This window comes from Synechocystis sp. PCC 7509, assembly GCF_000332075.2.
Lineage (GTDB): Bacteria > Cyanobacteriota > Cyanobacteriia > Cyanobacteriales > Chroococcidiopsidaceae > Aliterella.
The window spans coordinates 1,622,397-1,644,528 of record NZ_ALVU02000001.1; the positions used below are offsets into that span (position 1 = coordinate 1,622,397).

At 40.2% G+C, this 22,132-nt stretch carries 24 protein-coding genes and 1 pseudogene; 14 read left to right on the forward strand and 11 right to left on the reverse strand.

Annotation, left to right across the window (positions count from 1 at the left end):
• Positions 1-3 precede the first annotated feature (3 nt).
• Together SYN7509_RS0208300 and SYN7509_RS0208305 are read right to left on the reverse strand one after the other, a co-directional pair.
• Entirely contained in the window at positions 4-1,122 is a 1,119-nt protein-coding gene (locus SYN7509_RS0208300; RefSeq protein ID WP_009632919.1) for a 5-(carboxyamino)imidazole ribonucleotide synthase, read from the reverse strand.
• On the reverse strand, positions 1,113-1,601 hold the full coding sequence (locus tag SYN7509_RS0208305; protein WP_009632920.1) for a pentapeptide repeat-containing protein: 489 nt from the start codon (positions 1,599-1,601) through the stop codon (positions 1,113-1,115). Before SYN7509_RS0208305 ends, SYN7509_RS0208300 begins: the two co-directional genes overlap by 10 nt.
• A gap of 81 nt (positions 1,602-1,682) precedes the next feature.
• On the opposite strand from SYN7509_RS0208305, the gene SYN7509_RS0208310 reads away from it, so the two are divergent.
• Positions 1,683-2,030, forward strand: a complete 348-nt coding sequence (locus SYN7509_RS0208310) for a phage holin family protein (RefSeq protein ID WP_009632921.1) — start codon at positions 1,683-1,685, stop codon at positions 2,028-2,030.
• Positions 2,031-2,079: 49 nt separating this feature from the next.
• Here SYN7509_RS0208310 and prfC read toward each other — a convergent pair whose 3' ends face one another.
• Positions 2,080-3,696 carry a peptide chain release factor 3 gene (prfC, locus tag SYN7509_RS0208315; RefSeq protein WP_009632922.1) on the reverse strand — a complete coding sequence of 539 codons (1,617 nt, stop codon included), beginning with the start codon at positions 3,694-3,696 and terminating at the stop codon, positions 2,080-2,082.
• A 133-nt stretch (positions 3,697-3,829) separates the two neighbouring features.
• Here prfC and SYN7509_RS0208320 point away from each other — a divergent pair, with 133 nt between their 5' ends.
• Both SYN7509_RS0208320 and SYN7509_RS0208325 read left to right on the forward strand, forming a co-directional pair.
• Positions 3,830-4,174, forward strand: coding sequence for a DUF4870 domain-containing protein (locus SYN7509_RS0208320; RefSeq protein WP_009632923.1), 345 nt, complete (start codon positions 3,830-3,832; stop codon positions 4,172-4,174).
• A gap of 109 nt (positions 4,175-4,283) precedes the next feature.
• Positions 4,284-4,424 (forward strand): hypothetical protein, encoded by a 141-nt coding sequence (locus SYN7509_RS0208325; protein ID WP_009632924.1) that lies wholly within the window; start codon positions 4,284-4,286, stop codon positions 4,422-4,424.
• Positions 4,425-4,517: 93 nt separating this feature from the next.
• Here the strand turns inward: SYN7509_RS0208325 and SYN7509_RS0208330 are convergent, their stop codons facing one another.
• Positions 4,518-5,666, reverse strand: coding sequence for a Fic family protein (locus tag SYN7509_RS0208330; protein ID WP_009632925.1), 1,149 nt, complete (start codon positions 5,664-5,666; stop codon positions 4,518-4,520).
• Between the two features lie 406 nt (positions 5,667-6,072).
• On the opposite strand from SYN7509_RS0208330, the gene psbP reads away from it, so the two are divergent.
• On the forward strand, positions 6,073-6,618 hold the full coding sequence (gene psbP / locus SYN7509_RS0208335; protein WP_009632926.1) for a photosystem II reaction center PsbP: 546 nt from the start codon (positions 6,073-6,075) through the stop codon (positions 6,616-6,618).
• A 1-nt stretch (position 6,619) separates the two neighbouring features.
• Positions 6,620-7,219: a nucleoside triphosphate pyrophosphatase gene (locus SYN7509_RS0208340; RefSeq protein WP_009632927.1), complete on the forward strand. Its 600-nt coding sequence runs from the start codon at positions 6,620-6,622 to the stop codon at positions 7,217-7,219.
• Here SYN7509_RS0208340 and SYN7509_RS0208345 read toward each other — a convergent pair.
• Positions 7,216-7,461 carry a hypothetical protein gene (locus tag SYN7509_RS0208345; RefSeq protein ID WP_038021410.1) on the reverse strand — a complete coding sequence of 82 codons (246 nt, stop codon included), beginning with the start codon at positions 7,459-7,461 and terminating at the stop codon, positions 7,216-7,218. The genes SYN7509_RS0208340 and SYN7509_RS0208345 overlap by 4 nt on opposite strands.
• Positions 7,462-7,575: 114 nt before the next feature.
• On the opposite strand from SYN7509_RS0208345, the gene SYN7509_RS0208350 reads away from it, so the two are divergent.
• From SYN7509_RS0208350 to moeB, 5 genes are all read left to right on the forward strand, one after another.
• Positions 7,576-8,316 carry a phycocyanobilin:ferredoxin oxidoreductase gene (locus SYN7509_RS0208350; protein WP_227501545.1) on the forward strand — a complete coding sequence of 247 codons (741 nt, stop codon included), beginning with the start codon at positions 7,576-7,578 and terminating at the stop codon, positions 8,314-8,316.
• A gap of 581 nt (positions 8,317-8,897) precedes the next feature.
• Positions 8,898-9,122 carry an indolepyruvate ferredoxin oxidoreductase subunit alpha gene (locus tag SYN7509_RS0208355; protein ID WP_009632930.1) on the forward strand — a complete coding sequence of 75 codons (225 nt, stop codon included), beginning with the start codon at positions 8,898-8,900 and terminating at the stop codon, positions 9,120-9,122.
• Positions 9,123-9,255: 133 nt separating this feature from the next.
• Positions 9,256-9,987 (forward strand): ABC transporter ATP-binding protein, encoded by a 732-nt coding sequence (locus SYN7509_RS0208360; RefSeq protein ID WP_009632931.1) that lies wholly within the window; start codon positions 9,256-9,258, stop codon positions 9,985-9,987.
• Positions 9,988-9,989: 2 nt separating this feature from the next.
• Positions 9,990-10,466: a M67 family metallopeptidase gene (locus SYN7509_RS0208365; protein ID WP_009632932.1), complete on the forward strand. Its 477-nt coding sequence runs from the start codon at positions 9,990-9,992 to the stop codon at positions 10,464-10,466.
• 73 nt (positions 10,467-10,539) lie between these two features.
• On the forward strand, positions 10,540-11,712 hold the full coding sequence (gene moeB / locus SYN7509_RS0208370; RefSeq protein WP_009632933.1) for a molybdopterin-synthase adenylyltransferase MoeB: 1,173 nt from the start codon (positions 10,540-10,542) through the stop codon (positions 11,710-11,712).
• 148 nt (positions 11,713-11,860) lie between these two features.
• On the opposite strand, the gene SYN7509_RS0208375 is transcribed toward moeB, so the two are convergent.
• The gene (locus SYN7509_RS0208375; protein WP_009632934.1) at positions 11,861-13,195 is read right to left on the reverse strand and encodes an O-antigen ligase family protein; all 1,335 of its coding nucleotides are present in this window, start codon (positions 13,193-13,195) and stop codon (positions 11,861-11,863) included.
• A complete protein-coding gene (locus tag SYN7509_RS0208380) occupies positions 13,177-14,016 on the reverse strand; it encodes a YaaW family protein (RefSeq protein ID WP_009632935.1) in 840 nt (279 codons plus the stop codon). Before SYN7509_RS0208380 ends, SYN7509_RS0208375 begins: the two co-directional genes overlap by 19 nt.
• A 135-nt stretch (positions 14,017-14,151) precedes the next feature.
• Here SYN7509_RS0208380 and SYN7509_RS0208385 point away from each other — a divergent pair, with 135 nt between their 5' ends.
• From SYN7509_RS0208385 to SYN7509_RS0208395, 3 genes are read left to right on the forward strand one after another with little or no spacing between them, the layout of a single operon-like run.
• The gene (locus SYN7509_RS0208385; RefSeq protein ID WP_009632936.1) at positions 14,152-15,159 is read left to right on the forward strand and encodes an NAD(P)/FAD-dependent oxidoreductase; all 1,008 of its coding nucleotides are present in this window, start codon (positions 14,152-14,154) and stop codon (positions 15,157-15,159) included.
• A gap of 29 nt (positions 15,160-15,188) precedes the next feature.
• Positions 15,189-15,605, forward strand: a complete 417-nt coding sequence (locus SYN7509_RS0208390; RefSeq protein ID WP_009632937.1) for a XisH family protein — start codon at positions 15,189-15,191, stop codon at positions 15,603-15,605.
• Positions 15,593-15,931 carry a XisI protein gene (locus tag SYN7509_RS0208395; RefSeq protein WP_009632938.1) on the forward strand — a complete coding sequence of 113 codons (339 nt, stop codon included), beginning with the start codon at positions 15,593-15,595 and terminating at the stop codon, positions 15,929-15,931. The genes SYN7509_RS0208390 and SYN7509_RS0208395 overlap by 13 nt, the downstream gene beginning before the upstream one ends.
• Before the next feature lie 11 nt (positions 15,932-15,942).
• Here the strand turns inward: SYN7509_RS0208395 and SYN7509_RS31900 are convergent.
• The 4 genes and pseudogenes from SYN7509_RS31900 to SYN7509_RS0208415 form a co-directional block, all read right to left on the reverse strand.
• A pseudogene (locus SYN7509_RS31900) lies at positions 15,943-16,272 on the reverse strand (DUF3140 domain-containing protein).
• Positions 16,273-16,283: 11 nt separating this feature from the next.
• Complete coding sequence (locus SYN7509_RS0208405; RefSeq protein ID WP_009632939.1) at positions 16,284-16,499, reverse strand: hypervirulence associated TUDOR domain-containing protein; 216 nt, start codon at positions 16,497-16,499, stop codon at positions 16,284-16,286.
• Positions 16,500-16,629: 130 nt separating this feature from the next.
• Complete coding sequence (locus SYN7509_RS0208410; RefSeq protein WP_009632940.1) at positions 16,630-17,553, reverse strand: ribonuclease D; 924 nt, start codon at positions 17,551-17,553, stop codon at positions 16,630-16,632.
• An 8-nt stretch (positions 17,554-17,561) separates the two neighbouring features.
• Positions 17,562-18,464, reverse strand: a complete 903-nt coding sequence (locus tag SYN7509_RS0208415; RefSeq protein WP_009632941.1) for a bestrophin family protein — start codon at positions 18,462-18,464, stop codon at positions 17,562-17,564.
• 121 nt (positions 18,465-18,585) lie between these two features.
• On the opposite strand from SYN7509_RS0208415, the gene SYN7509_RS0208420 reads away from it, so the two are divergent.
• The gene (locus tag SYN7509_RS0208420) at positions 18,586-22,125 is read left to right on the forward strand and encodes a hydantoinase B/oxoprolinase family protein (protein ID WP_028954190.1); all 3,540 of its coding nucleotides are present in this window, start codon (positions 18,586-18,588) and stop codon (positions 22,123-22,125) included.
• Positions 22,126-22,132 lie beyond the last annotated feature (7 nt).

Below are 22,132 nucleotides of genomic sequence, written 5' to 3' on the forward strand. Positions count from 1 at the left end.
TCTCTACAATTGGGCGTACCAAATAGATTCGACTTGTTGAGCGACTTTCTCTACAGCTTTTGTACTATCTAACAACACTGTGACATGACCTAACTTTCTGCCCAGGCGGGAAGTTTTTTTGTCATACCAATAAACGTAGGCGTTAGGTAAAGCGGCTAATTGTTGGCGTTTAACTAAATAATCATTTTCCGCGTCTTCATAACCTAATAGATTTACCATTACTGCCGCCGGAGCGCGTAAAGCAGCGTTACCTAGAGGCAAATCGCAAACAGCGCGTAAATGCTGCTCAAATTGGGAACATTCGCAAGCATCTAAGGTAAAATGCCCGGAATTGTGAGTGCGGGGAGCAATTTCATTTACTAATACTTGGCGATCGCTCAGTAAAAATAACTCTATCCCAAATATTCCCACCGCTTGCAAACTATTTAGTAATTTGTGGGCGATTTCCTGAATTTGGGTTGCAACTTCGGTGCTAATCTCCGCCGGAGCAATGACACGATGGCAAACTTGGTTTTTTTGTTGAGTTTCTACTACTGGATAGGTGACAATTTCACCATTGGGCGATCGCGCCGCAATTATCGCTAATTCTTCAACAAAAGGTACAAACTCCTCCACTAAAAAAGTGTCTATACTCGCACTGGCGACAATTTGCTGCAAAGTATCCGCGTCAGAGACAATAAACGTCCCTTGTCCATCGTAGCCATGACGACGAGATTTTAAAACTAAAGGAAACTGGTAAGGTGCAGCATCTTCTAAAGTGGCAAACTTGGGTACAGGTAAGCCGATTTGTTGCAAATAACAGCGCTGATGGTATTTATCTAACAACGGTGATAAAACTTGTAAACTGGGACGAAAACATACACCGCGATCGGCTAAGGGTGCTAAAGCTTTTAAATCGACAAACTCATTTTCAAAAGTAACAACATTGCAGCGCGTCGCCAAGGTGGCTGTAGCTGTGGCATCATCTACAGGGGCAAAAATCGTCTCGGAGGCGATCGCAACGGCTGGATCGTCATGGTGTGGCGTTTGTACGACTAATTCTATATCTAGCTTCTCGGCGGCTGTTGCCATCATCCAAGCTAGTTGTCCCCCACCAATTACACCAACGCGCTTTATCGACATCCTAAAGAGTAACGAGTTTCAACACCAGTCTTGGGATTTACACCACTTGCTTTAGCGCACAATTCTTTAATTTGCGCCCGATCTAAAATCGCATCGGTAAAATCAGCATTAACAATACTAACATCATCAAAAATTGCTCGTAGCAGCAGCGCTTCGGTTAAAACCGCATCGCTAAGATCGGCTTTGGTTAAGTTTACTTGATCGACCATCGCATTACTCAAATCTGCGCCGTGCAAAGAAGCGCCCGTCATTACCGAAGCGCTAAAAACTGCGCCGCGTAAGTCTGCATTAGAAAAATTAGCTAATTCCATATTGGCATTAGAAAACTCTGCCGCCCTTAAAGTTTGTCCCGAAAAATCCCGACTTTTTAATTCAGCGTTACTAAAAGACAATGGTGGCGGATAATCTGTTGCTTGGGCTGGCATTGCCCCGAAAAAAAGCACTAATATCAAAATAAAGCCTGTAAATTGCCGCCACATATAAAAATTTAACTATTGAGGTGGGAATGCTGCTATTAAGCTTACAAGACTTTTCGATCCAATTTTTGAGAGAATGAGTAGATGCCGGAATTTTTGATTACTTGGTTGATTGCAACCGTAGCTTTGATGGTTACAGCTTATATAGTTCCAGGCTTTTTCGTCGCCAATATTATTAGTGCCGCGATCGCCTCGGTTATTCTAGGGCTAGTAAACGCTATCATCAAGCCGTTATTAGTGGTTTTAACTTTACCGCTAACTTTGCTAACCTTTGGCTTGTTTTTGTTTGTTATCAATGCCATTGTAATTTTGCTGGCAGGGAGACTGACACCGGGTTTTGTCGTTAGCGGATTTGTCCCGGCTTTAGTTGGTTCAATTGTTTTAACTTTAATTACGAGCGGGTTAACAATGTTGGTGGGTAAAAGAAGTTAAATTGCAGAGATAGCGAAAAGCAAGGTCTTTTCGCTATAAAGTTCTGAGCTTAACTGCTGGAAAGAAGAGGCGAAACTGCACTTAACTTTAATTCTGGACAATCCCCTTCTACCTGCTGACAATTCCACTCATTGCGAAATAATAATACTGGTCGTCCCAAGCTATCTTTAACTGTCACAGTATTAAACAATCTTCCAGCTTTTTCTAGTGCTTCCCAACCCGCCGTCACCCAACGAGCAACAGTATAAGGTAAGGTATCCAACAACGTTTCTACCCCGTATTCTTGCAGCAAGCGAAATTGTACTACTTCAAATTGTAGTTGTCCTACCGCCGCTAAAATGGGTTCGCGCTTCATTTCATCGGCGGAATACATGATTTGTACCGCACCTTCTTCGCGCAATTCTGAGACACCTTTTAAAAACTGCTTAAATTTGGAAGGGTTAGGATTGCGTAAACTTGCAAATAATTCGGGAGAAAAGCTCGGAATCCCTTCGTACTCTATTTTTTGACCGTTATAAATAGTATCGCCGATCGCAAATACACCCGGATTATTTAAACCAATCACATCGCCAGGGTAAGCATAGTCAATAGATTCTCGATCTTGAGCAAATAACTTTTGCGGACGCGATAAGCGAATTGTTTTACCTGTGCGGGAATGACTCACCGTCATATCTTTTTCAAACTTACCCGTACAGACGCGAATAAATGCTACGCGATCGCGGTGTTTGGGATCCATATTCGCTTGTAACTTAAATACAAACCCCGAAAACTCTGGATAAGTAGGCTGCATTTCCCCCAAATTACTATTACGAGCGCCAGGTTTGAGCGCATAGTCCAGAAAAGTATCTAAAAATAGCTCTACGCCGAAGTTCGTCATAGCGCTACCAAAGAACACCGGGGTCATTTTTCCTTGGTGGACTAAATCACTATCTAGCTCTGGCCCAATGCCTTCTATTAGCTCTAAATCGTCCTTAAATTGATGATATAGGTCTTTATCTAGCAATTGTTCAATGCGGGGATCGCCCAAATTTATAACCGTGCTAATAGCTTCACGGCTACCATGAGCGCTACGTTCAAATAGATGGATTTGTTGATTGCGGCGGTCAAATACACCTTTAAAGCGATCGCCTGTACCAATGGGCCAATTTACAGCATAGGTTTGTAAGCCTAATTCTTGCTCAATTTCATCTAATAATTCCAGTGGTTCTCGTCCTGGGCGATCGAGCTTATTTACAAAGGTAAAAATCGGCAACTTTCGCAGTTTGCAAACTTCAAATAACTTGCGCGTTTGGGGTTCTAAGCCTTTAGCCGCATCAATTAGCATCACGGCATTATCCGCCGCCGCCAAAGTGCGATAAGTATCTTCACTAAAGTCTTGGTGTCCGGGAGTATCGAGCAGATTAATTTGACAATCGTGATACTCAAATTGCAACACGGTAGAAGTGATCGAAATACCCCGTTGCTGTTCCATCGCCATCCAGTCAGAAGTTGCTTTACGCTGCGCTCTCCGAGCTTTAACCGCGCCAGCTTCATGAATTGCACCCCCGTACAATAACAGCTTTTCAGTCAGTGTAGTTTTACCCGCATCGGGGTGAGAAATAATTGCAAAATTGCGTCTATGCTCAACGGCTGTCTGCAATTCCGCCTCAAGGTCAGTGAATATCATGAAGTTTAGCTAGTAGGATGTTACAGGAGTCAATAATTAAAGTAAAAACGAGAATAAGCTTAGTTTTTAGGTAACAATCGGTAATATAGGTTGAAAACTAGAAACAACTTATTTTAAAGAGGTCATTATCATTATGTACGATGCAGATCAGCGAAAACTACTTTCAGCACTAGCTCACGGCTCAATCTTTTTTAGCGCTGCATTAGTATCTATAGGCATACCGATCGCAATTATGCTTGTATCTACCGATCCAGTGGTTAAAGAAAACGCCAAAGAAGCTATCAATTTCCATTTTAACGTTTGGCTGTACGGGCTTGTAGTTGGAGTAATTACTTTTATTACTTTTGGTTTACTTGGGTTTGTACTTTTCCCCGTTTATTTCCTTTTCCATTGGGGATTAGCAGCTTACGCGGTTTACCAGACTCTAACTAATTTTGATGTCGCTTTCCGTTATCCTTTTATTTTTCGCGTGCTGTAGTTTTTAAAGATGCGAAGCCCGTTACCGGGCGCGCTTGCACTATCGCGCTTTTTAGTGCAGACAACTGAAATTTACTAAAGATGCGATCGCACTTCCCAAAGTAAAATCTATGAATATTGAAAATAAAGATTGCTTTTTTGCCCCAAAAACTCCATCAGGATACGAGCCTAGTTTTGAGAAAATAATTGAAGTGGCAGGGCGAGGAATAAAAAAGCATCGAAATGCTTTGATTGAACTGGCTAAACAATAATCACTTTTTGACTAGACAAGCACAAAATTTGTGTTATTCAAAGTGAAATTATGGTAAATTCCCGCTTTATAAATAGTTAAACGATAGTAGTTGCTAAGAGTCCTTAAAAACATCTAGGAACGGGGCATAAGAAAAGACTCGATTACGTTTTTGCCCGGTAATTTCTTCTAGAAGACCTATATCGCAAAGATCCCTAACTAGCTTGTTGGCGTTGGGGTAAGACAAATTAGAAATTGTTTCAGCGTGTTCTATAGTAAAAATTGGTCTGAAATAAAGACTCTCAAGTAACCCTATGGCATTTCCCGATCTACCCTTCATTTTATTGAGTATCAGTTGGCGGTGTTCTTCTTTCATATTGACTATTTTGCGAGCATTCGCTGAGGCTTCCTGAGCAACTTCATCAACTCCACGCAGAAAAAACTTAAGCCAGCCTTCCCAGTTCCCACTATCTCTAACAGCTTGAAGACGGTCGTAGTATTCAGCACGATATTTTTTAAAATAGTGGGAGATATAAAGTAACGGACGTTTCAGTATATTTTGTTCGCATAGCAAAAACGTAATTAATAAGCGCCCTGTTCTGCCATTACCGTCGAGGAAGGGGTGAATTGTCTCAAACTGAGCATGAGCTAGTCCAATTTTGATTAGCGCGGGAATTGGTGTTGAATCGTGGAGAAACTTCTGCAAATTATCCAGAGATTGATTCATCTCGTATTCTGGTGGTGGTACGTAAGTAGCCTGTGTTAAGGAACATCCTGCTGGGCCAATCCAATTCTGAGTGCGACGAAATTCTCCTGGATCGTGTTCAGCACCTCTTACTCCTTGCATTAATTCCTTATGAATTTCTTTAATTAATCGCAAAGATATGGGTAAAGTCTTTAATCGCTCAAGACCATAGTTAACCGCAGCGACATAATTTACTACTTGCGCCACGTCTTGAGGATTATCTGGTTGCAAAGTTTGGGATTCAAATTCTAGAACATCTATTAAAGATGCCTGCGTTCCCTCAATCTGACTAGATAAAACAGCTTCTTTACGGACGTACATAAATACAAACAAGTCAGGGTTGGGCAGAGCATCTGTTGAGCCGTCTAGCCGACCCAGCGCACGGTCTGCTTGAGACAAAAGATGCCACATTTCTCCATCCATAACGAGTTCAGGTAAAGGTGGTAGAGAATTAGGTATAAAGGCTTTGTATCCCGTGATCTGTTCTACATATCGACCTGCTCTAGTAGCGCTGACCATTGTTATCGATTCCGTTAATACTGAATAATCTCTAAAAGTATATTATTAATATTAAACTTTTTCGTTAATAAAAAACTTTTTTGTAGATTATGTGACCGATGTCCGACTCATTTAAAGCCAAACCTGTAACTTAATTCTTCATTGGAGGAAAAAAATAAATATGGCAGTAATGAGGCATGGGTAGGATAAGCGATCGCCTCCACCAAAAAATAACTAATTACTTTACTCAATTAATCGTTTTGTAATCCGATGGGTTACAGCCGTGTTCCCCATGCGATCGCACTGCATTTAGAGATTAGATAAATACGATCGCACTATTACACCGCTAAAGCGATCGCACAGTTCTTTATACTATTAAGGCAGTCAAAATACGCTTCTTGGCGTAGAAGCCTAAAATAATATTCAAATGTTGAAAAAAATTGCCGCTTTTTTGCTAGTAATAACCGTTACGTTTAATTTGACGGGTTGCGTTACCGCCGGGGCAGGACTCAAAAGCTATGTAGATGCCATTAGTGGCTATGAGTTCTTATATCCTAACGGCTGGCAGCCAGTAAAAGTTGCGAACGGTGCAGATGTTGTTTTTCATGATTTGATTGAAATTAGCGAAAATGTATCTGTGGTAGTTAGCCCGGTTGCCAATGGTAAAACTTTAGCTGAACTTGGCACTCCAACAGAGGTAGGCTACAAATTAAGCAAAAGCGCGATCGCACCTCCAGATTCCGGGCGAGAAGCAGAACTTGTTAATGCAGCTTCGCGGGAAGTAAAAGGCAAAAAATACTACCTTTTGGAGTATGCTGTCAAACTCCCCAATCAACAAGAACGCCACAATTTAGCAAGTGTTGCTGTTAGTCGCGGCAAACTTTATACTTTTAACGCTTCCACACCCGAAAGACGTTGGCAAAAAGTACAAAAACAGTTTGAATCAGTTGTTGATTCTTTCTTAGTTTATTAATATGCCCTTGCCCCAGTTTGTCCTTGCTTCTGCTTCTCCTGCCCGTCGCCGCTTGCTGCAAATTGCCGGAATCGATCCAGTAGTCAAGGTAAGCAATTTTGATGAGTCGCAAATTCAAAGAAGCGATCCGCGTCAATTAGTCGAAATTCTTGCCAAATGCAAAGCCGAGAGAGTTGCAAGTCAATTTGATTCGGCTGTGATTTTGGGTTGCGATTCAGTATTGCTAGTGGATGGCGAGATTCATGGAAAACCCGCAAACTCTACAGAAGCGATCGCCCGGTGGCAAAAAATGCGCGGTAAAGTCGGCGAACTATATACTGGTCATGCTTTGATTGACTTAGCTCAAAATCGCACTGTTAGCCGCCCACAGATGACACAAGTTTATTTTGCTCAAATTAGCGATCGCGTTATTGCCAATTATGTCGCTACAGGCGAACCGCTCCTTTGTGCTGGGGCTTTTGCTTTAGAAGGTTATGGCAGCTTATTTGTAGACAAAATTGTTGGCTGCCATACTAATGTTATTGGCTTGAGTATGCCTTTACTGCGGCAAATGCTAGAACAGCTAAATTACGATGTTACGGATTTTTGGCAAGCAAGTTAGGTAGGATAAAAATCACGGGCATCTAATACAGTTTCTCCATAATTGGGAATCCACGCCACCCATTTATCTGCGCCCAGATCGCACAGTAGTAGTGCTTCGTCATAACTATATTCGTTGGGCAATTTTAGTAAGTGTACCCAAGTGTCGGACGCAAGCGTTAAGTTGCAGCTAGTTTTATTTGCCCAGTCAATTTGTCCTACAGGTACAATACAAAAGTTTGGCTGATAGTAATTTACTGGCATTGTTTCTTCCCCTTGCACAATTAACTTAAGACTTCTGTAGTCTATGTTACATATCTTCTTATTTATTTGGCTACAAGTGTTGAATAACTTTACTTAATGCCGCAATTAAAAAAAATACCTATGTCAACAAAAATTTCTTTGAGATCGCAACAACACCCTTTGATTTGTAAGTTAGCTAATGTAATTGAAGGCAGTTGGCAGCAATACTTAGACTTGTCACCTTACCCTATGCCCGCCGAATTAGGCTATGTAGAGGGCAAGCTAGAAGGGGAAAAGTTAGTAATTGAAAACCTCTGCTACCAAACCCCCCAGTTTCGCAAGCTGCATTTGGAACTAGCAAAAGTAGGCACAATGCTTGATATATTGCATTGCGTAATGTTTCCGCGCCCCGAATACGCCTTGCCCATGTTTGGTTGCGATTTGGTGGGAGGAAGGGGACAAATTAGCGCGGCGATCGCTGATTTATCGCCTTTGAATGCCGAACGCTTGACAACTCCTGAATATAGCAGCCAAATAAAAGCATTACCTACCCTCGATTTTAGTAATAACCGCGAGTTGCCAGAGTGGGGAGATATTTTTTCGGAGTTTTGTATTTTTGTGCGCCCAGGTTCGCCCGCCGAAGAAACCATGTTTTTGCAACGAGTAGAAGCATTTTTAGCTATACATTGCCAAAATGCGATCGCCTCTATTCCCCAAAGTCCCGAAAAAAAAGCAGAAATTGTTGCCGCACAGCACTACTACTGTACTAAGCAGCAGCAAAATGATAAAACTCGCAGAGTTTTAGAAAAAGCTTTTGGCAACCAATGGGCAGAACATTATATGACTACTGTTTTGTTCGATTTACCAGATAGCTAGAGATGGCGAAAATAAGCTTTTCAATGAGAAAAAAATTCTATCTTTACTTAGGTTTGATTTAGGATTTGTGGCGGGTGGAGAGAATAAAATTACTATTTAACCCCTAGCGATCGCTAAATTGAAAAGAGAATACTTCTAAACCCAAGCTTTCTAGTTAAAGTCAAAGAAATAATTAATTAACATTGTATAACTAAACTATTGCTGCCTTAAAAACTGTTATTTCTGAACTTGGTTTCAAGTTGTTCAACACATAACTGGCGTTTAGGTAATGGTTACTTAGTAATAAATCCGCTCGAATTTAAAGGTGTAAAAAAATTGACGCGATCGCCTAGATATATTTCCTCTACCAAAGGTTTGAATTTACCAATGTAAATATTTTTTTAGACAAGTTAAGCTCGTAAAATATTTTTGCAGTTCAATTAAACAACATACTTCATAAATTAAATCAACCGGATGGTGAAGAATTGAAAGTAGATGCTATATTGACCTAAGTAAATAAATAGTGATGGCAATTTATTCAATTAATTTGCTACTGTTAAAGTTAAAAGTGTCGTCAAAAAACGAATAATAGAGAGAATACTATGCCACATACAATTGTTACAAATATCTGTGAAGGCGTTGCGGATTGCGTAGATGCTTGTCCTGTAGCTTGTATTCATGAAGGTGCAAGCAAAAATACTAAGGGTACAAATTGGTACTGGATTGATTTTGCTACTTGTATAGATTGTGGCATTTGCATTCAAGTTTGTCCGGTAGAAGATGCGATTCTGCCTGAAGAAAGACCAGATTTGCAGCAAACACCGTAGAAAATATATAGTATTAAAAATCATCGATGTTAGTTAAATTCATTAGCTTAACTAATCCAGCGCCTTCCTAGAACTTCACCAATAATGATTGTAAAATTGCAACTAATTTCTCCGATAAGCTAAATATTAAAGTATGAAAAATTCCGCTCCTTTATTAGAGGTTGAAGATGTCTGGGCAGGTTACATTAAAGACCTAGATATTTTGCAAGGCATCAATTTTCATATTTTGCCTGGAGAATTAGTTGCGGTAATCGGGCCTAATGGTGCGGGAAAATCTACTTTAGCTAAAACAATTTTTGGCTTATTGACTCCTCACAAAGGAAAAATTACTTTCAAAGGGGAAAAGATTGCTGGATTGAAGTCTAATCAAATTGTCCGCCAGGGGATGTGTTATGTTCCCCAAATTGCTAATGTGTTTCCGTCTCTAAGTGTGGAAGAAAACCTCGAAATGGGTGCTTTTATTCGGAATATTTCTTTAGGTAGTCTAAAAAATAAAATCTATGATATTTTTCCTGGTTTAGCCAATCGGCGACAGCAAAAAGCCGGAACTTTATCAGGGGGAGAAAGGCAGATGTTGGCAATGGGCAAGGCATTGATGTTAGAACCAGATTTATTATTGTTAGATGAACCAAGCGCGGCTTTATCTCCGGTACTTGTAAGTAGTGTATTTGCCCAAATTCAACAAATAAATCAAAGCGGTACAGCAATTGTTTTAGTAGAACAAAATGCCCGCAAAGCCTTGTCAATGGCGCATAGAGGGTATGTATTAGATACAGGACGCGATCGCTTTACAGGCAATGGGCAAGACTTACTTAACGATCCTAAAGTAGGAGAATTGTATTTAGGTGCAGGGATGGCTTATTAAGTATGGTTTTGCAGCTTTCTAAGCATCATTTTGAAGCTATACGTCAGCACGGGGAAAGCACTTATCCTAACGAGTGTTGCGGTTTGTTGTTAGGAACACTCAGTAATAATAGCAAAACTGTAGTAGAAGTTAGAGCGGTTGAAAATGTTTGGAATGCGGAGGCGGCGGAATTATTTAGCATTGGAGAAGAAAAAAGAAGCATCAATAAACAGAGCAATTATGCGATTTCTCCTCAAACTCTCCTAGCAGTGCAAAAAGAAGTCCGCGATCGCACTTTGCAGATAGTCGGCATTTATCACTCCCACCCCAATCATCCAGCAATTGCGTCAGAGTGCGATCGCGCTCTAGCGTGGGAACAATACTCCTATATGATCGTGTCGGTAATTGAAGGCAACGCTCAAGAATTTCTCTGCTGGCAGTTAGATAGCGATCGCATCTTTCAAGCCGAGGAAATTATGATAGTAGATAACTTAGTTTGAATGTTTAGCAAAATATAAAACTAAAGTAGGTTGTTTTTGGATAGGATCTTATTTCGTTCCTCAATTAGTTGCCATGCGAAATCCTAATTTGGATGAAATTCAGTTAACCAAAGAAGAATACGAACGCTATTCTCGCCATATTATTTTGCCAGAGGTGGGGCTAGAAGGGCAAAAACGCCTGAAAGCTGCCAGCGTCCTATGTATTGGGACAGGAGGTTTGGGTTCTCCATTACTGTTGTATTTAGCGGCAGCAGGAGTGGGGCGCATTGGAATTGTTGATTTTGATGTGGTGGATAACTCTAACTTGCATCGCCAAATCATTCACAGCACTTCCTGGGTAGGTAAACCCAAAATTGAATCGGCTAAAAATCGTGTTTTAGAAATCAATCCCAATTGTCAAGTAGATTTATACGAAACTCGTATAAGTGCGGAAAATGCTTTAGAGTTGGTAGCACCCTATGACGTAATTGTTGATGGTACAGATAACTTTCCTACTCGCTATCTAGTCAACGATGCTTGTGTTTTACTAAATAAGCCAAATGTCTACGGCTCAATTTTCCGTTTTGAAGGACAAGCAACAGTTTTTAACTACGAAGGCGGGCCAAATTACCGCGATTTGTATCCCGAACCACCACCTCCTGGGATGGTTCCCTCTTGCGCCGAAGGTGGCGTACTTGGCGTTTTGTGCGGCATTATTGGGACTATTCAGGCAACGGAAGCCGTTAAGATTATTTTGGGTCAAGGCAACACTTTAAGCGGTAGGTTGCTGCTATACAACGCCTTAGACATGAAGTTTAGAGAGCTAAAGCTGCGACCTAATCCGGTGCGTCCAGTAATTGAAAAGCTGATAGATTACGAGGAATTTTGCGGGATTCCTCAAGCTAAAGCCGAGGAGGAAAAACAAAGAATGGCATTATCAGAAATCACTGTTCAACAGTTGCAAGCTTTAATTGAAAGTGGTGCAAAGGATTTTGTATTGCTAGATGTCCGCAATCCCAACGAGTACGAAATTGCTCAAATTCCGGGATCGGTTTTAGTGCCGTTACCAGATATTGAGAACGGACAAGGAGTTGCTAAGGTTAAAGAGTTACTCAACGGTCATCGGCTAATTGCTCATTGTAAGATGGGCGGACGTTCGGCGAAGGCTTTGGCAATTCTTAAAGAGGCGGGAATTGAGGGAACTAATGTTGTGGGTGGAATCGCCGCTTGGAGTCGGGAAGTCGATCCTTCTGTACCAGAATATTAGGACTCAACTCAATTAAAAGTTGGGCTTGATTTTTCCCCTTTTTTAAGGCGAGGATCGAGGTTTGACGAAATATTAAACCTCAACCTTCAACCTGTTATCCCAACTCAATTAAAAGTTGGGCTTGATTTTCCTTCCTTTTTAAGGGGGGTTAGGGGGGATCGAGTTTTGGCGTATTTCCCATGCAAGCCTTGTTAAAGCTAGAAGTTACTCCCCAAATTGCCGATAGAATTATCCAATTTAGAGTATTAGAGCGAAAGTCAAATAAAGTAACATCTACGGTATTGAATAGAGCGATCGCCAAAAAAGCTAAGATGTAACTAAAAAATATTAGTTTGTCTTGGCTTGATTGGTGGCGATCGCCTATAACTACAACAATTGCTCTCATAATCACCCCTCCTACTAAGCTACAAAATAAAAGCGTTGTAGGAATACCAACTTCCGCCGTCAGCATCAAAAAAAAGTTGTGGGGATGCCCTAGCCATAGGTGCGTCTTGGCTTCGTAAAGGGCGGTAAAGTTACGCAGTCCCCAACCAGTCCAGGGACGCTCTATAGTCAAATCCCACGCAAATTTCCATTGGGTAGTTCTGAGTAATGAGATGGGACGGTCGGGGTATAATTGGTCAGTTAGTCGCGCCCAAAAGAAAGCTGGGACAATTTTTCTAAATAATTCTTGTAAGGGCGATGGTGCAAAGGCTGCAAGTATAATACTACAAAAAATCCCACTTACTGCCATGATTATCCATCGCCAACGATGGTAAATAGCGTAACTTAAGAGTGCAGTTATAGCGATCGCCCAAGCATTACGAGAATTAGTCAATATTATTGCTGCTAAGTTGCCTATTGTGGCAACGCTTAAAAACATTAGGGTGAAATAGTTAGGCTTTTTTAAGCTAATTCCTGGGAATTTTTCTAGCAGCAAGCCCAAACCTAAAATAAAAACCACTACTAAGTAGCCAGCTAATATATTGGCGTAGAGAAATATAGAGGACATTCGCCCTGGGGGGTTTCCTTGTAGCGCTAGGTGCCAACCTAGTAATGGCTGCAAACTTAGGGGACTTACCCAACCTAGAAATAATTGTCCAAGCCCAATAATTACTACTGGTAAGGAACTAATTACTAATAGCCAACTAATGCGGCGCAGTTGGTTAGGGGTACGAATTAACTCGCTAAAACCAGCAAATAAGATAAAGAAAGGTAAAAAATTAAATAAGCCTAAAAAAGCATCGCCACGATTAGAAGCAAAACTTGTAGTAATTACTAGGAAAGTAGCCAAACTTGCCATTCCCCAAGTTAAGGGACGGTGAATAATGCGGCGGTACTGCTGCAAAATAATTAATAGGGAAGCCGTAATTGCCAATGCTCCGAATGATGGTAACAAAGGCAACAGCAATATCCCTATTTGAGCGTAATTCCCAGCAAATTGGGGTGGGCAACAATGCTGTTGCAGTTTGAGATAATAGTGCTTTAAACTGTCTCCCAGCACGCTTCTTCTGCACGGGTAAGGCGAATTTGGGCTAAAGCAAAGATAATCGGGATAATCCGCCCGTAATTAGTAGATATTGACCGCCAACCTAAATCAGCAAAAAACCACGTCCATAAAACCGGCCCCATACAAGCAAAAATGCCTCTAACAGCGCCATAGCGGGCGGCGGTCATGGTCATACCCTGCCGTGCGCCTTGAAGTAACAGTTGGCTTTGCAACTGCATTGCGGCGGCTGTCCCGCCTTGAATGAGAGCTTCTTTAGCTACTTGATAGCTGGCAAATTGGAGAGCAAATTGACGGGCAATTTGTTGTAGTAATATTGGTTGAATAATTGAACTAACAGCGATCGCACTTCCACCTTTGACTAATAAAGCCAAGGGATCGCGCTGGACAGCTAAGGGTAATGGTTCGGATAGTTCGCATTTAGCTAAAGATTTTTGGACTTTGGTTGTCAGTTGAGAACGATCGCTTTGGGGTAATTGTTTCCAAGCTTTACCTAAAAGGTTTAAAAATACCTCGGCTTCTAGGTCAGTAGTAGCGAGGTTGTTGGAGTAGGGAATTTTGAGATAGCGACACACCTGGATAATAGCGGTACGATAGGTGACGCGATCGGTGTGTCCGCGTAAAACGGTTATACCATCGGCGGCTAAGTAGCGAAATCTTTGTTCAATGGCATCAAGCCAAGCTTCTCGATCGCGGCTTTGAATATCTATCGGTTGTGGCGTATGTACGTAGTCTAAAGGATTGAATCTGCGACAAAACAAGAGTTCTGTCAGTTGTTGCAATTCGTCTTCTGTAGCTAACTCTAGCGCCGATCTCATTTCGTCCAATTTTTAACCCTCCAGACCCCAACTCGTTTTCTTATTCTACTATTTGCTTTGAATGCTAGTTAAAACTGTTTTACTTTGCTGTAGGTTGCGCGATTATATTATTAAAACAGATACTACTAAATAATTATGTTTGATGTGGCGATCGTTGGCGCTGGGATATCGGGGTTAATTTGCGCCCAGCAGCTACGTCAAGCTGGCTATCGGGTAGTTTTGATGGAAAAGTCGCGCGGGTTGGGTGGACGGGTCACAACGCGCCGCTTACAGGATACTTGCGCCGATCGCGGATTGAGTTATTTAACTCCTAATGGTGAACTAACTACAAGGTTTGTGGAATTACTAAAATCCCAAGATATTGTCACAGTTTGGACGGATACCAGACACGAATTTAAGGCTGATTTTGGGCTAAAAACAGTTAAGGGAGAGCCTTTATATATTGCCCCTAATGGAATGAGTGCGATCGCCCGTTTTTTAGCTAAAGACTTAGAAGTACAGTTATCTAGGCGTGTAGTTGGTTTAAATCTTTTTAACGATTGTTGGCATCTCCAATTTGAAAGTAGCAATACTGAAGTAATTGCTAAAGCCGTAGTTATGGCGATTCCCGCACCCCAAGCATTAGTGTTAATAGAAAGCTTTGCTGCACCAAGAGTTTTAGATAGTTTGCGAAAGGTGGAGTTTTCCGCTTGTATTAGTGCGATCGCCCGTTATCCTACTAATACACCTTTACCCTCTTGGCGATCGCTGACAGTGCTTGATGACGATACCCTGGCTTGGATTGGGAATGATAGTAGCAAACGGTTGGGAAATACTTTGCCTATTTTTGTTTTTCATAGTTCAGCTAAATTTGCTCAAACTTATATAGATACAGAGGATTTGCAACCTGTAGGACAACTATTACTGGCGAAAGCGGCTAAACTGTTTCCAGAACTTGCTAATTTTGATTGGCTGCAATGCGATCGTTGGCGTTATGCTTTTCCCACTGTATCTTTAGCCGATCATTGCTTAGATGCTCGTACACCACAACCATTATTTTTCTGTGGTGATTGGTGTGGGGGAATTAATTTAGAAAGTGCAATGCGATCGGGGTTAGCGGCAGCAGAACAAATAAACCAAGTTTTACAGCCGACATTAAGTTAAAATTTAAGCATATAATTTCATTTTTGCAAATGTCGGCAAGAGATAAATTTCATCATCTTGTCAGAACTGCTCTTGAAAATGAGGGTTGGACAATTACTCACGATCCCTATCATATAGATTTAGGATTTTTTGATTTTTATATCGATCTAGGTGCAGAAAGGTTAATTGCAGCAACAAGAGAGGGTGAAATAATTGCCGTTGAAATTAAAACTTTTTTAGCTTCCTCAACTATTTCTGAGTTTCACACGGCGATTGGGCAATTTATTAATTATCGCATTGCTTTAGAAACGGACGATCCCAAACGAAGACTATATCTAGCAGTTCCATTAGATATTTATAAGGGATTTTTTAAAAATCCATTTATTCAAACTGTTATTAGCCGCAATCAAGTTCCAATTTTAGTATATAACATCGAAAAACAGGAAGTTGCTCAATGGATAAACTAGACTTGTATCGTCAATTAATCCAGCAATGCCTAGAAAAAAGAGCTAAACTACGCTCAAAAAACGATCCGGTAGAAAGTCAAACGATTTTCGATCCTCAAAGCGATCGCTACGTGCTGATAAATGTAGGCTGGAAAAATAGCAATACTCGTATTTATGGCTGCGTACTGCACGTAGATATTAGAGATGGGAAAATTTGGGTACAGCACGATGGGACAGAAGATGCGATCGCCGAACAGCTAGTAGAATTAGGAGTACCCAAACAAGACATCGTACTGGCATACCATGCGCCCTATGTCAGACAGTATACAGACTATGCCCTAGGATAAATTTTAAATTGTTACTTCAAAACATCGTGTCCCCAGTTTTTTAAGGAGTACAACCAGCGCGAATGTTCAATATCCTTTACAGGTTTTTGAGCGCTATGACGATGCACGTAACTAATTACTTTTTTCCTGTGTGATACGTCATCGTCGCCATATTTATCTTGCTGTTTGTGCAATATATCAATAATTTTTTGCCCTGATTTATGACCGATGGATTAATCGTTACCATTTTTTTGTCCAATTTCTTTTGATTCTTAAGTTTTTAGCCAAGCTTCAATTTCTTTCGGTGTCATATTTACAGCTTGTTTAAAATCTTTGATGATAGCTTCAATATCTTTACTCACAACTTAAATCTTTACCCTTTTACTCTTTTCAATGACTCCGGTTTATGTGCTGCTTCTTTACCTGTTTTATCGCTTTCGACTAAATATTGGGAATTTTCTTCGGAAGCTGCAACATGGTGTCCTTTAATTTCTATGGGTGAGGTGAGCTTTTCTTTTATTTTACCTACAGTTGTACCTTGGGCAGTTTCCCATTCTACTTTGTCACCTTTTTTAAATGTCTCAGTCATAGCTTTAACTTTTACACTTTACTTGACTTGTTAACTTATTTTTTTAGTTGCAAACATCATTCCTAAAGCTGATTATATTTTCATTTACTTGTTGTATGAATGCTATTTACAGTCAAAGTAAAATGTATGTTTAAAACTCCTCATCTTCTTCACTTTCTGGCGGTTTCACTGTTAAACGCCAACTATTAGAAACTTCTTCTTGCAGGTTTAATTGTTCTAAAATTTGTCCTAAATCTTTTTGTAGCTTTTGAGTTAAAGTAATGGGAAAATCTAGCTTAATACTATTTTGATTGGCGACTTCTGCTAACTGATTAAACTCTACTTTAAATGTATGTCGTGCAACGGAAGATATTTTTAAACTGTTAGTTTTCGATACGTTTTGCGCTTGCATTGCTGCTTTTAATCTAGTGTCAAAATGGTTGTATTCTGATTCGACAACTTGCAATTGGTGTTTTAATTTTAAATATCTTTCAGCTAACAAAGTAATATTTTCGTTATTTGGATTTGGGTTAGTTACTGATTTTAAATGCAACAGTTTTTGATGCACCATGTATAAGTAAACTGGATCGAGATTTGCGTAAGTTAATTGAGTAGCCGTTAAAGGTCTTTTTCCCCAATCACTAGCTTGCTGGCTTTTGTCTACAGCAACAATATCACAAAGAGATTCGGCTAAAGTTTTTAGCGTTAAGTCGGGTAAAGGTAATAAATAATAAGGGATATCTTTCGCCATTTCCAACGTGCAAGTTACATTTTCAGCTTTGGTTTTGCCTAAAAACTTTAAATCGTACTTAGCATTATGAAAAACCTTCTCAATTTCTGGGTTTAACATAATTTTCTGGACAAATATATCTGTAATTTTTGGATCATCTAAAACGTCTAATATAGCAACATTTTCTGTTAAATTCGCAGAGTAACTACTTAATACTTGAATAAGCGACAGTTTAGGACTACGACTTTTAAAATCGGCGACTTCAGTATCAATCCATAAAGTTTTTGCTTGAGCGTATTTGTCAATTAGTGAAATGATATCGTTTTGTGCTAAAAAGTATTGCATTAATTATTTTAATTTTGGGTGTAATTACTAACCGTAGGAGTGAGAGTTGTTAAATCTTCAATATTACGCAACATTGTATTACAAATTGCATCAAGGGGAAGATCGTTTGCATCGTAACCAAAAGGATTTTCGATTTCAATCCCAATTTCTTCAATTCCCAACAAGGTAAAACTAATTAAACCAACAACTGCACCAGTCCACAAACCCAAGGTACTAACTAATTGAAAAGGTAGTAATAAACAATAAATCAATAGTAATTGCTTTAAATGAATAGCGTAAGCTAAAGGTATAGGGGTTTTTAAAATTCGTTCGCAACCTCCTAAATCGTTTACCATTTTACTGAGCAAATCTTGCATTGCTACCAAATGATGAATATTTAATAATCCTCTTTTATATTGTTTTTGTAGATAATCGCCAATCCAAAAAGCAACCTCCAGTGGGGGGTTACTCATTGTTTTTAATTTAAAATATCTTGACAGCGAGATTAATTCCTCTAATTCTTGGTTTACAGGTTCACTTCTTAAATGTAATTTTGCTGCTACAGCAAAAGCAACTAATAACCGCATATTTAAGATTTTTTGGTGTTTGTCTTCTACTACATTTTCTTCAATATTTATCCAAATTTGCCTTGCTAAGTTACGAACATTGTTAATTAGACTACCCCAACATTTACGTCCTTCCCAAAAACGATCGTAGGCGGTGTTTGTTCTAAAAACTAATAATAATCCTAAAACAATGCTAGGAATTACACTTGATAAAATAGGTTGAGAAACTGGCAACTTAAAATAGTGCATTAAAGAAATAAATACACCAAATAAACCACAGTACAAGACGCGATTAAAAATAGCTGGAATTACCGAACCTTTGATTTGTAATGCTACTCGAAACCAACGGAATTTTTCACTTTTCATTATTTTATGTTTATAGTCAGTATTAATTTATACATTATAAAAATATTGATTATAAGTTAATACTCCGGTTTTTGCTCGCAGCTAATAACATAAGAAATTAGCACAACTAAAAACTTAACTTATGAATAGCGATCGCAACTGGCAATTTTGGATTGATAGAGGTGGCACGTTTACTGATATTGTGGCGCAACGTCCCGACGGACAATTAGTAATTCATAAGCTACTGTCAGAAAATCCCGACTTCTATACCGATGCGCCAATTCAGGGTATACGGGAAATTATGGGTATTGCAACTAATGTACCAATTCCAGGTGAGCAGATTGCGGTGGTAAAAATGGGGACAACGGTAGCAACTAATGCTTTATTAGAACGCAAAGGCGATCGCACTTTACTGATTATCACTAAAGGCTTTGGGGATGCGTTGAAAATTGGCTACCAAAACCGCCCAGATATCTTTGCGCGGCACATTGTTTTACCTGAGATGCTATACGAGCAGGTAATTGAGGTTGAGGAGCGTTACAGCGCTCAGGGGGAAGAATTAATAACTTTAAACACTCAAGCTTTAATCCCGCAATTGCAGGCTGCTTATGATAGTGGGATTCGTGCTTGTGCGATTGTTTTGATGCACGGCTACCGCTATCCGAAAAATGAGCAAAATATTAGCAACATAGCATTTGACATTGGATTTGTCCAAATATCAGTATCGCACAAAATTAGCCCTTTGATGAAGTTAATCAGCCGGGGAGATACGACGGTTGTTGATGCTTATTTGTCACCAATTTTGCATCGGTATGTAGAGCAAATATCTAGTCAAATTGGCTCTGTACCTTTGCAGTTTATGCAGTCCAATGGCGGGTTAGTTGATGCCCAAAGTTTTCAGGGAAAAGATAGTATTTTGTCAGGGCCTGCGGGGGGAATTGTGGGGGCTGTAGAAACAAGTTTGCAGGCGGGTTTTAATAAAATTATTAGTTTTGATATGGGGGGAACTTCTACCGATGTCGCTCATTACAACGGCGAATATGAAAGAACTAATGAAACAGAAGTTGCTGGGGTAAGAATGCGATCGCCCATGATGGCAATTCATACTGTCGCGGCGGGTGGTGGCTCTATTTTATACTTTGACGGTGCGCGTTATCGCGTAGGTCCAGAATCGGCAGGAGCAAACCCTGGCCCGGCGGCTTATGCCAAAGGTGGAGCGTTAACGGTGACAGATTGCAATGTGATGGTAGGTAAGTTGCAACCCCAGTTTTTTCCGCAAGTGTTTGGGATAAATGGAGATTTGCCTTTAAATACCGAGGTTGTAGAGCGCAAGTTTAGGGAATTGGTAGCGAAAATTGGCGATAATCGGACACCCGAACAGGTGGCGGCGGGTTTTTTGGCGATCGCAGTGGAAAAAATGGCAAGTGCGATAAAAAAAATCTCTTTGCAGCGCGGTCACGATGTGTCGGAATATACTTTGTGTTGTTTTGGCGGTGCGGGAGGTCAACACGCTTGCTTAATTGCGGATGCTTTGGGAATGAAACAAGTATTTATTCATCCTTATGCGGGGGTATTGTCGGCTTATGGGATGGGTTTAGCAGATGTGCGGGAAGTGAAAGAACGCGCGGTAGAAGCTAAGTTAACCCAGGAGTTGAATTTAGAGGAGATTTTAAAAGAGTTAGAGACGCAAACTCAAGGAAAAGGAGAGATTTTGCGGCGGGTACATTTACGCTACGAGGGGACAGATTCGCCTTTAGTAGTAAAGTTTGGCTTGGTGGAGGAAATGCGAGAAAACTTTGAAAAGTTGCATCGTCAGCGTTATGGGTTTGTGGTGGATAAAGCGCTGATTGTGGAAGCGGTGGAAGTGGAATTAGTTTGCAAGCAAGACGTACCGAAAGAAAGCGTAATTTCACGTAGAGTTAATAAAAGTATAGTGCCTGTTGCTACGGTTAAAACTTATATGGCTGATACTTGGCGAGATACGCCAGTTTATCAGCGAGAAAACTTGCAGGGGACAAGTATTGATGGCGCGGCGATTGTGGTAGATGCTACGGGGACAAACGTTATTGAACCAGGTTGGCGGGTGGAAGTTAGCGATCGCAATTATCTAATTTTGTCTAAACAAGAAACCTTAAACAAGCAAATTGTTACCATTACGTCCGTAGATCCGGTAATGTTGGAAATATTTAATAATTTGTTTAGTGCGATCGCAGAACAAATGGGAATTACGCTACAAAATACCAGTAGTTCTGTAAATATCAAGGAAAGATTAGATTTTTCTTGTGCTATTTTTGACCAAAAAGGGCAACTGGTGGCTAATGCGCCGCATATACCCGTACATTTGGGTTCAATGAGTGAAAGTGTCCGCGCTTTGATTTCCGCAAGAGGTGAAGCGATTAAACCGGGGGATGTGTACGCTTCTAACAACCCCTACAATGGCGGTACGCATCTTCCCGATATTACGGTGATTACTCCTGTATTTGAGGGTGAAAAAATACTTTTTTATGTTGCATCAAGGGGACATCATGCTGATATTGGCGGAATTACGCCGGGTTCTATGCCTCCTAATAGCAAAACTGTAAACGAGGAAGGGGTATTAATTGATAATTTTCTGTTGGTAAGTGAGGGTATTTTTAGAGAAAAAGAATTATTAGAAACTCTTGCTAATAACGATTATCCAGCGCGAAATCCTGCCAAAAACATCGCTGACTTAAATTCTCAAATTGCTGCAAATAAACGTGGTGTACAAGAATTAAATCAGATAGTAGAAAAATACGGAATTGAAACTGTACAGGCATATATGGGTTATGTTCAAGATAATGCCGAAGAATCTGTACGTCGAGTAATTGAGGTTTTAAATGATGGTTACTTTAGCTACGAACTTGATAATGGTAGCGTTATCAAGGTAGCAGTTACTATTAATAAATCTAGCCGCAATGCTAAAATAAATTTTACGGGTACTTCTCCGCAATTAGAAAGTAATTTTAATGCACCTTCGGCGGTATGCAAAGCAGCAGTTTTGTATGTGTTTCGGACTTTAGTAAATGATGCTATTCCCCTAAATGCTGGTTGTCTTAAGCCTTTAGAAATTATTATTCCTGATGGTTGTATGTTAAATCCGCGTTATCCGGCGGCGGTTGTTGCCGGAAATGTAGAAACTTCTCAAGCAATTACTGATGCTTTATATGGCGCTTTAGGAGTTTTAGCAGCTTCTCAAAGTACCATGAATAATTTTACTTTTGGTAATGCCAATTATCAATATTACGAAACTATTTGTGGGGGTTCGGGTGCGGGAGCAAATTTTGATGGTACAGACGCGGTGCAAACTCACATGACAAATTCACGTCTTACCGATCCAGAAGTTTTAGAATGGCGCTTTCCTGTAGTTTTAGAAAGTTTTAAAATCCGTCTTGGTAGCGGTGGAAAAGGACATCACAAAGGCGGTAACGGTGTTATTCGTCGCTTGCGTTTTCGGGAAGAAATGACGGCGGGAATTTTATCAAATCGTCGGGTTATTCCTCCTTTTGGTTTGCAAGGTGGAGAAGCTGGGAAGTTAGGAAAAAACTATGTTGAACGTCAGGATGGAATTGTAGAAAATTTTAGTAATACAGCTACGGTAGAAATGAAAAAAGATGATGTTTTTGTCATAGAAACTCCTGGAGGTGGAGGCTTTGGAACTTAGTTAAATA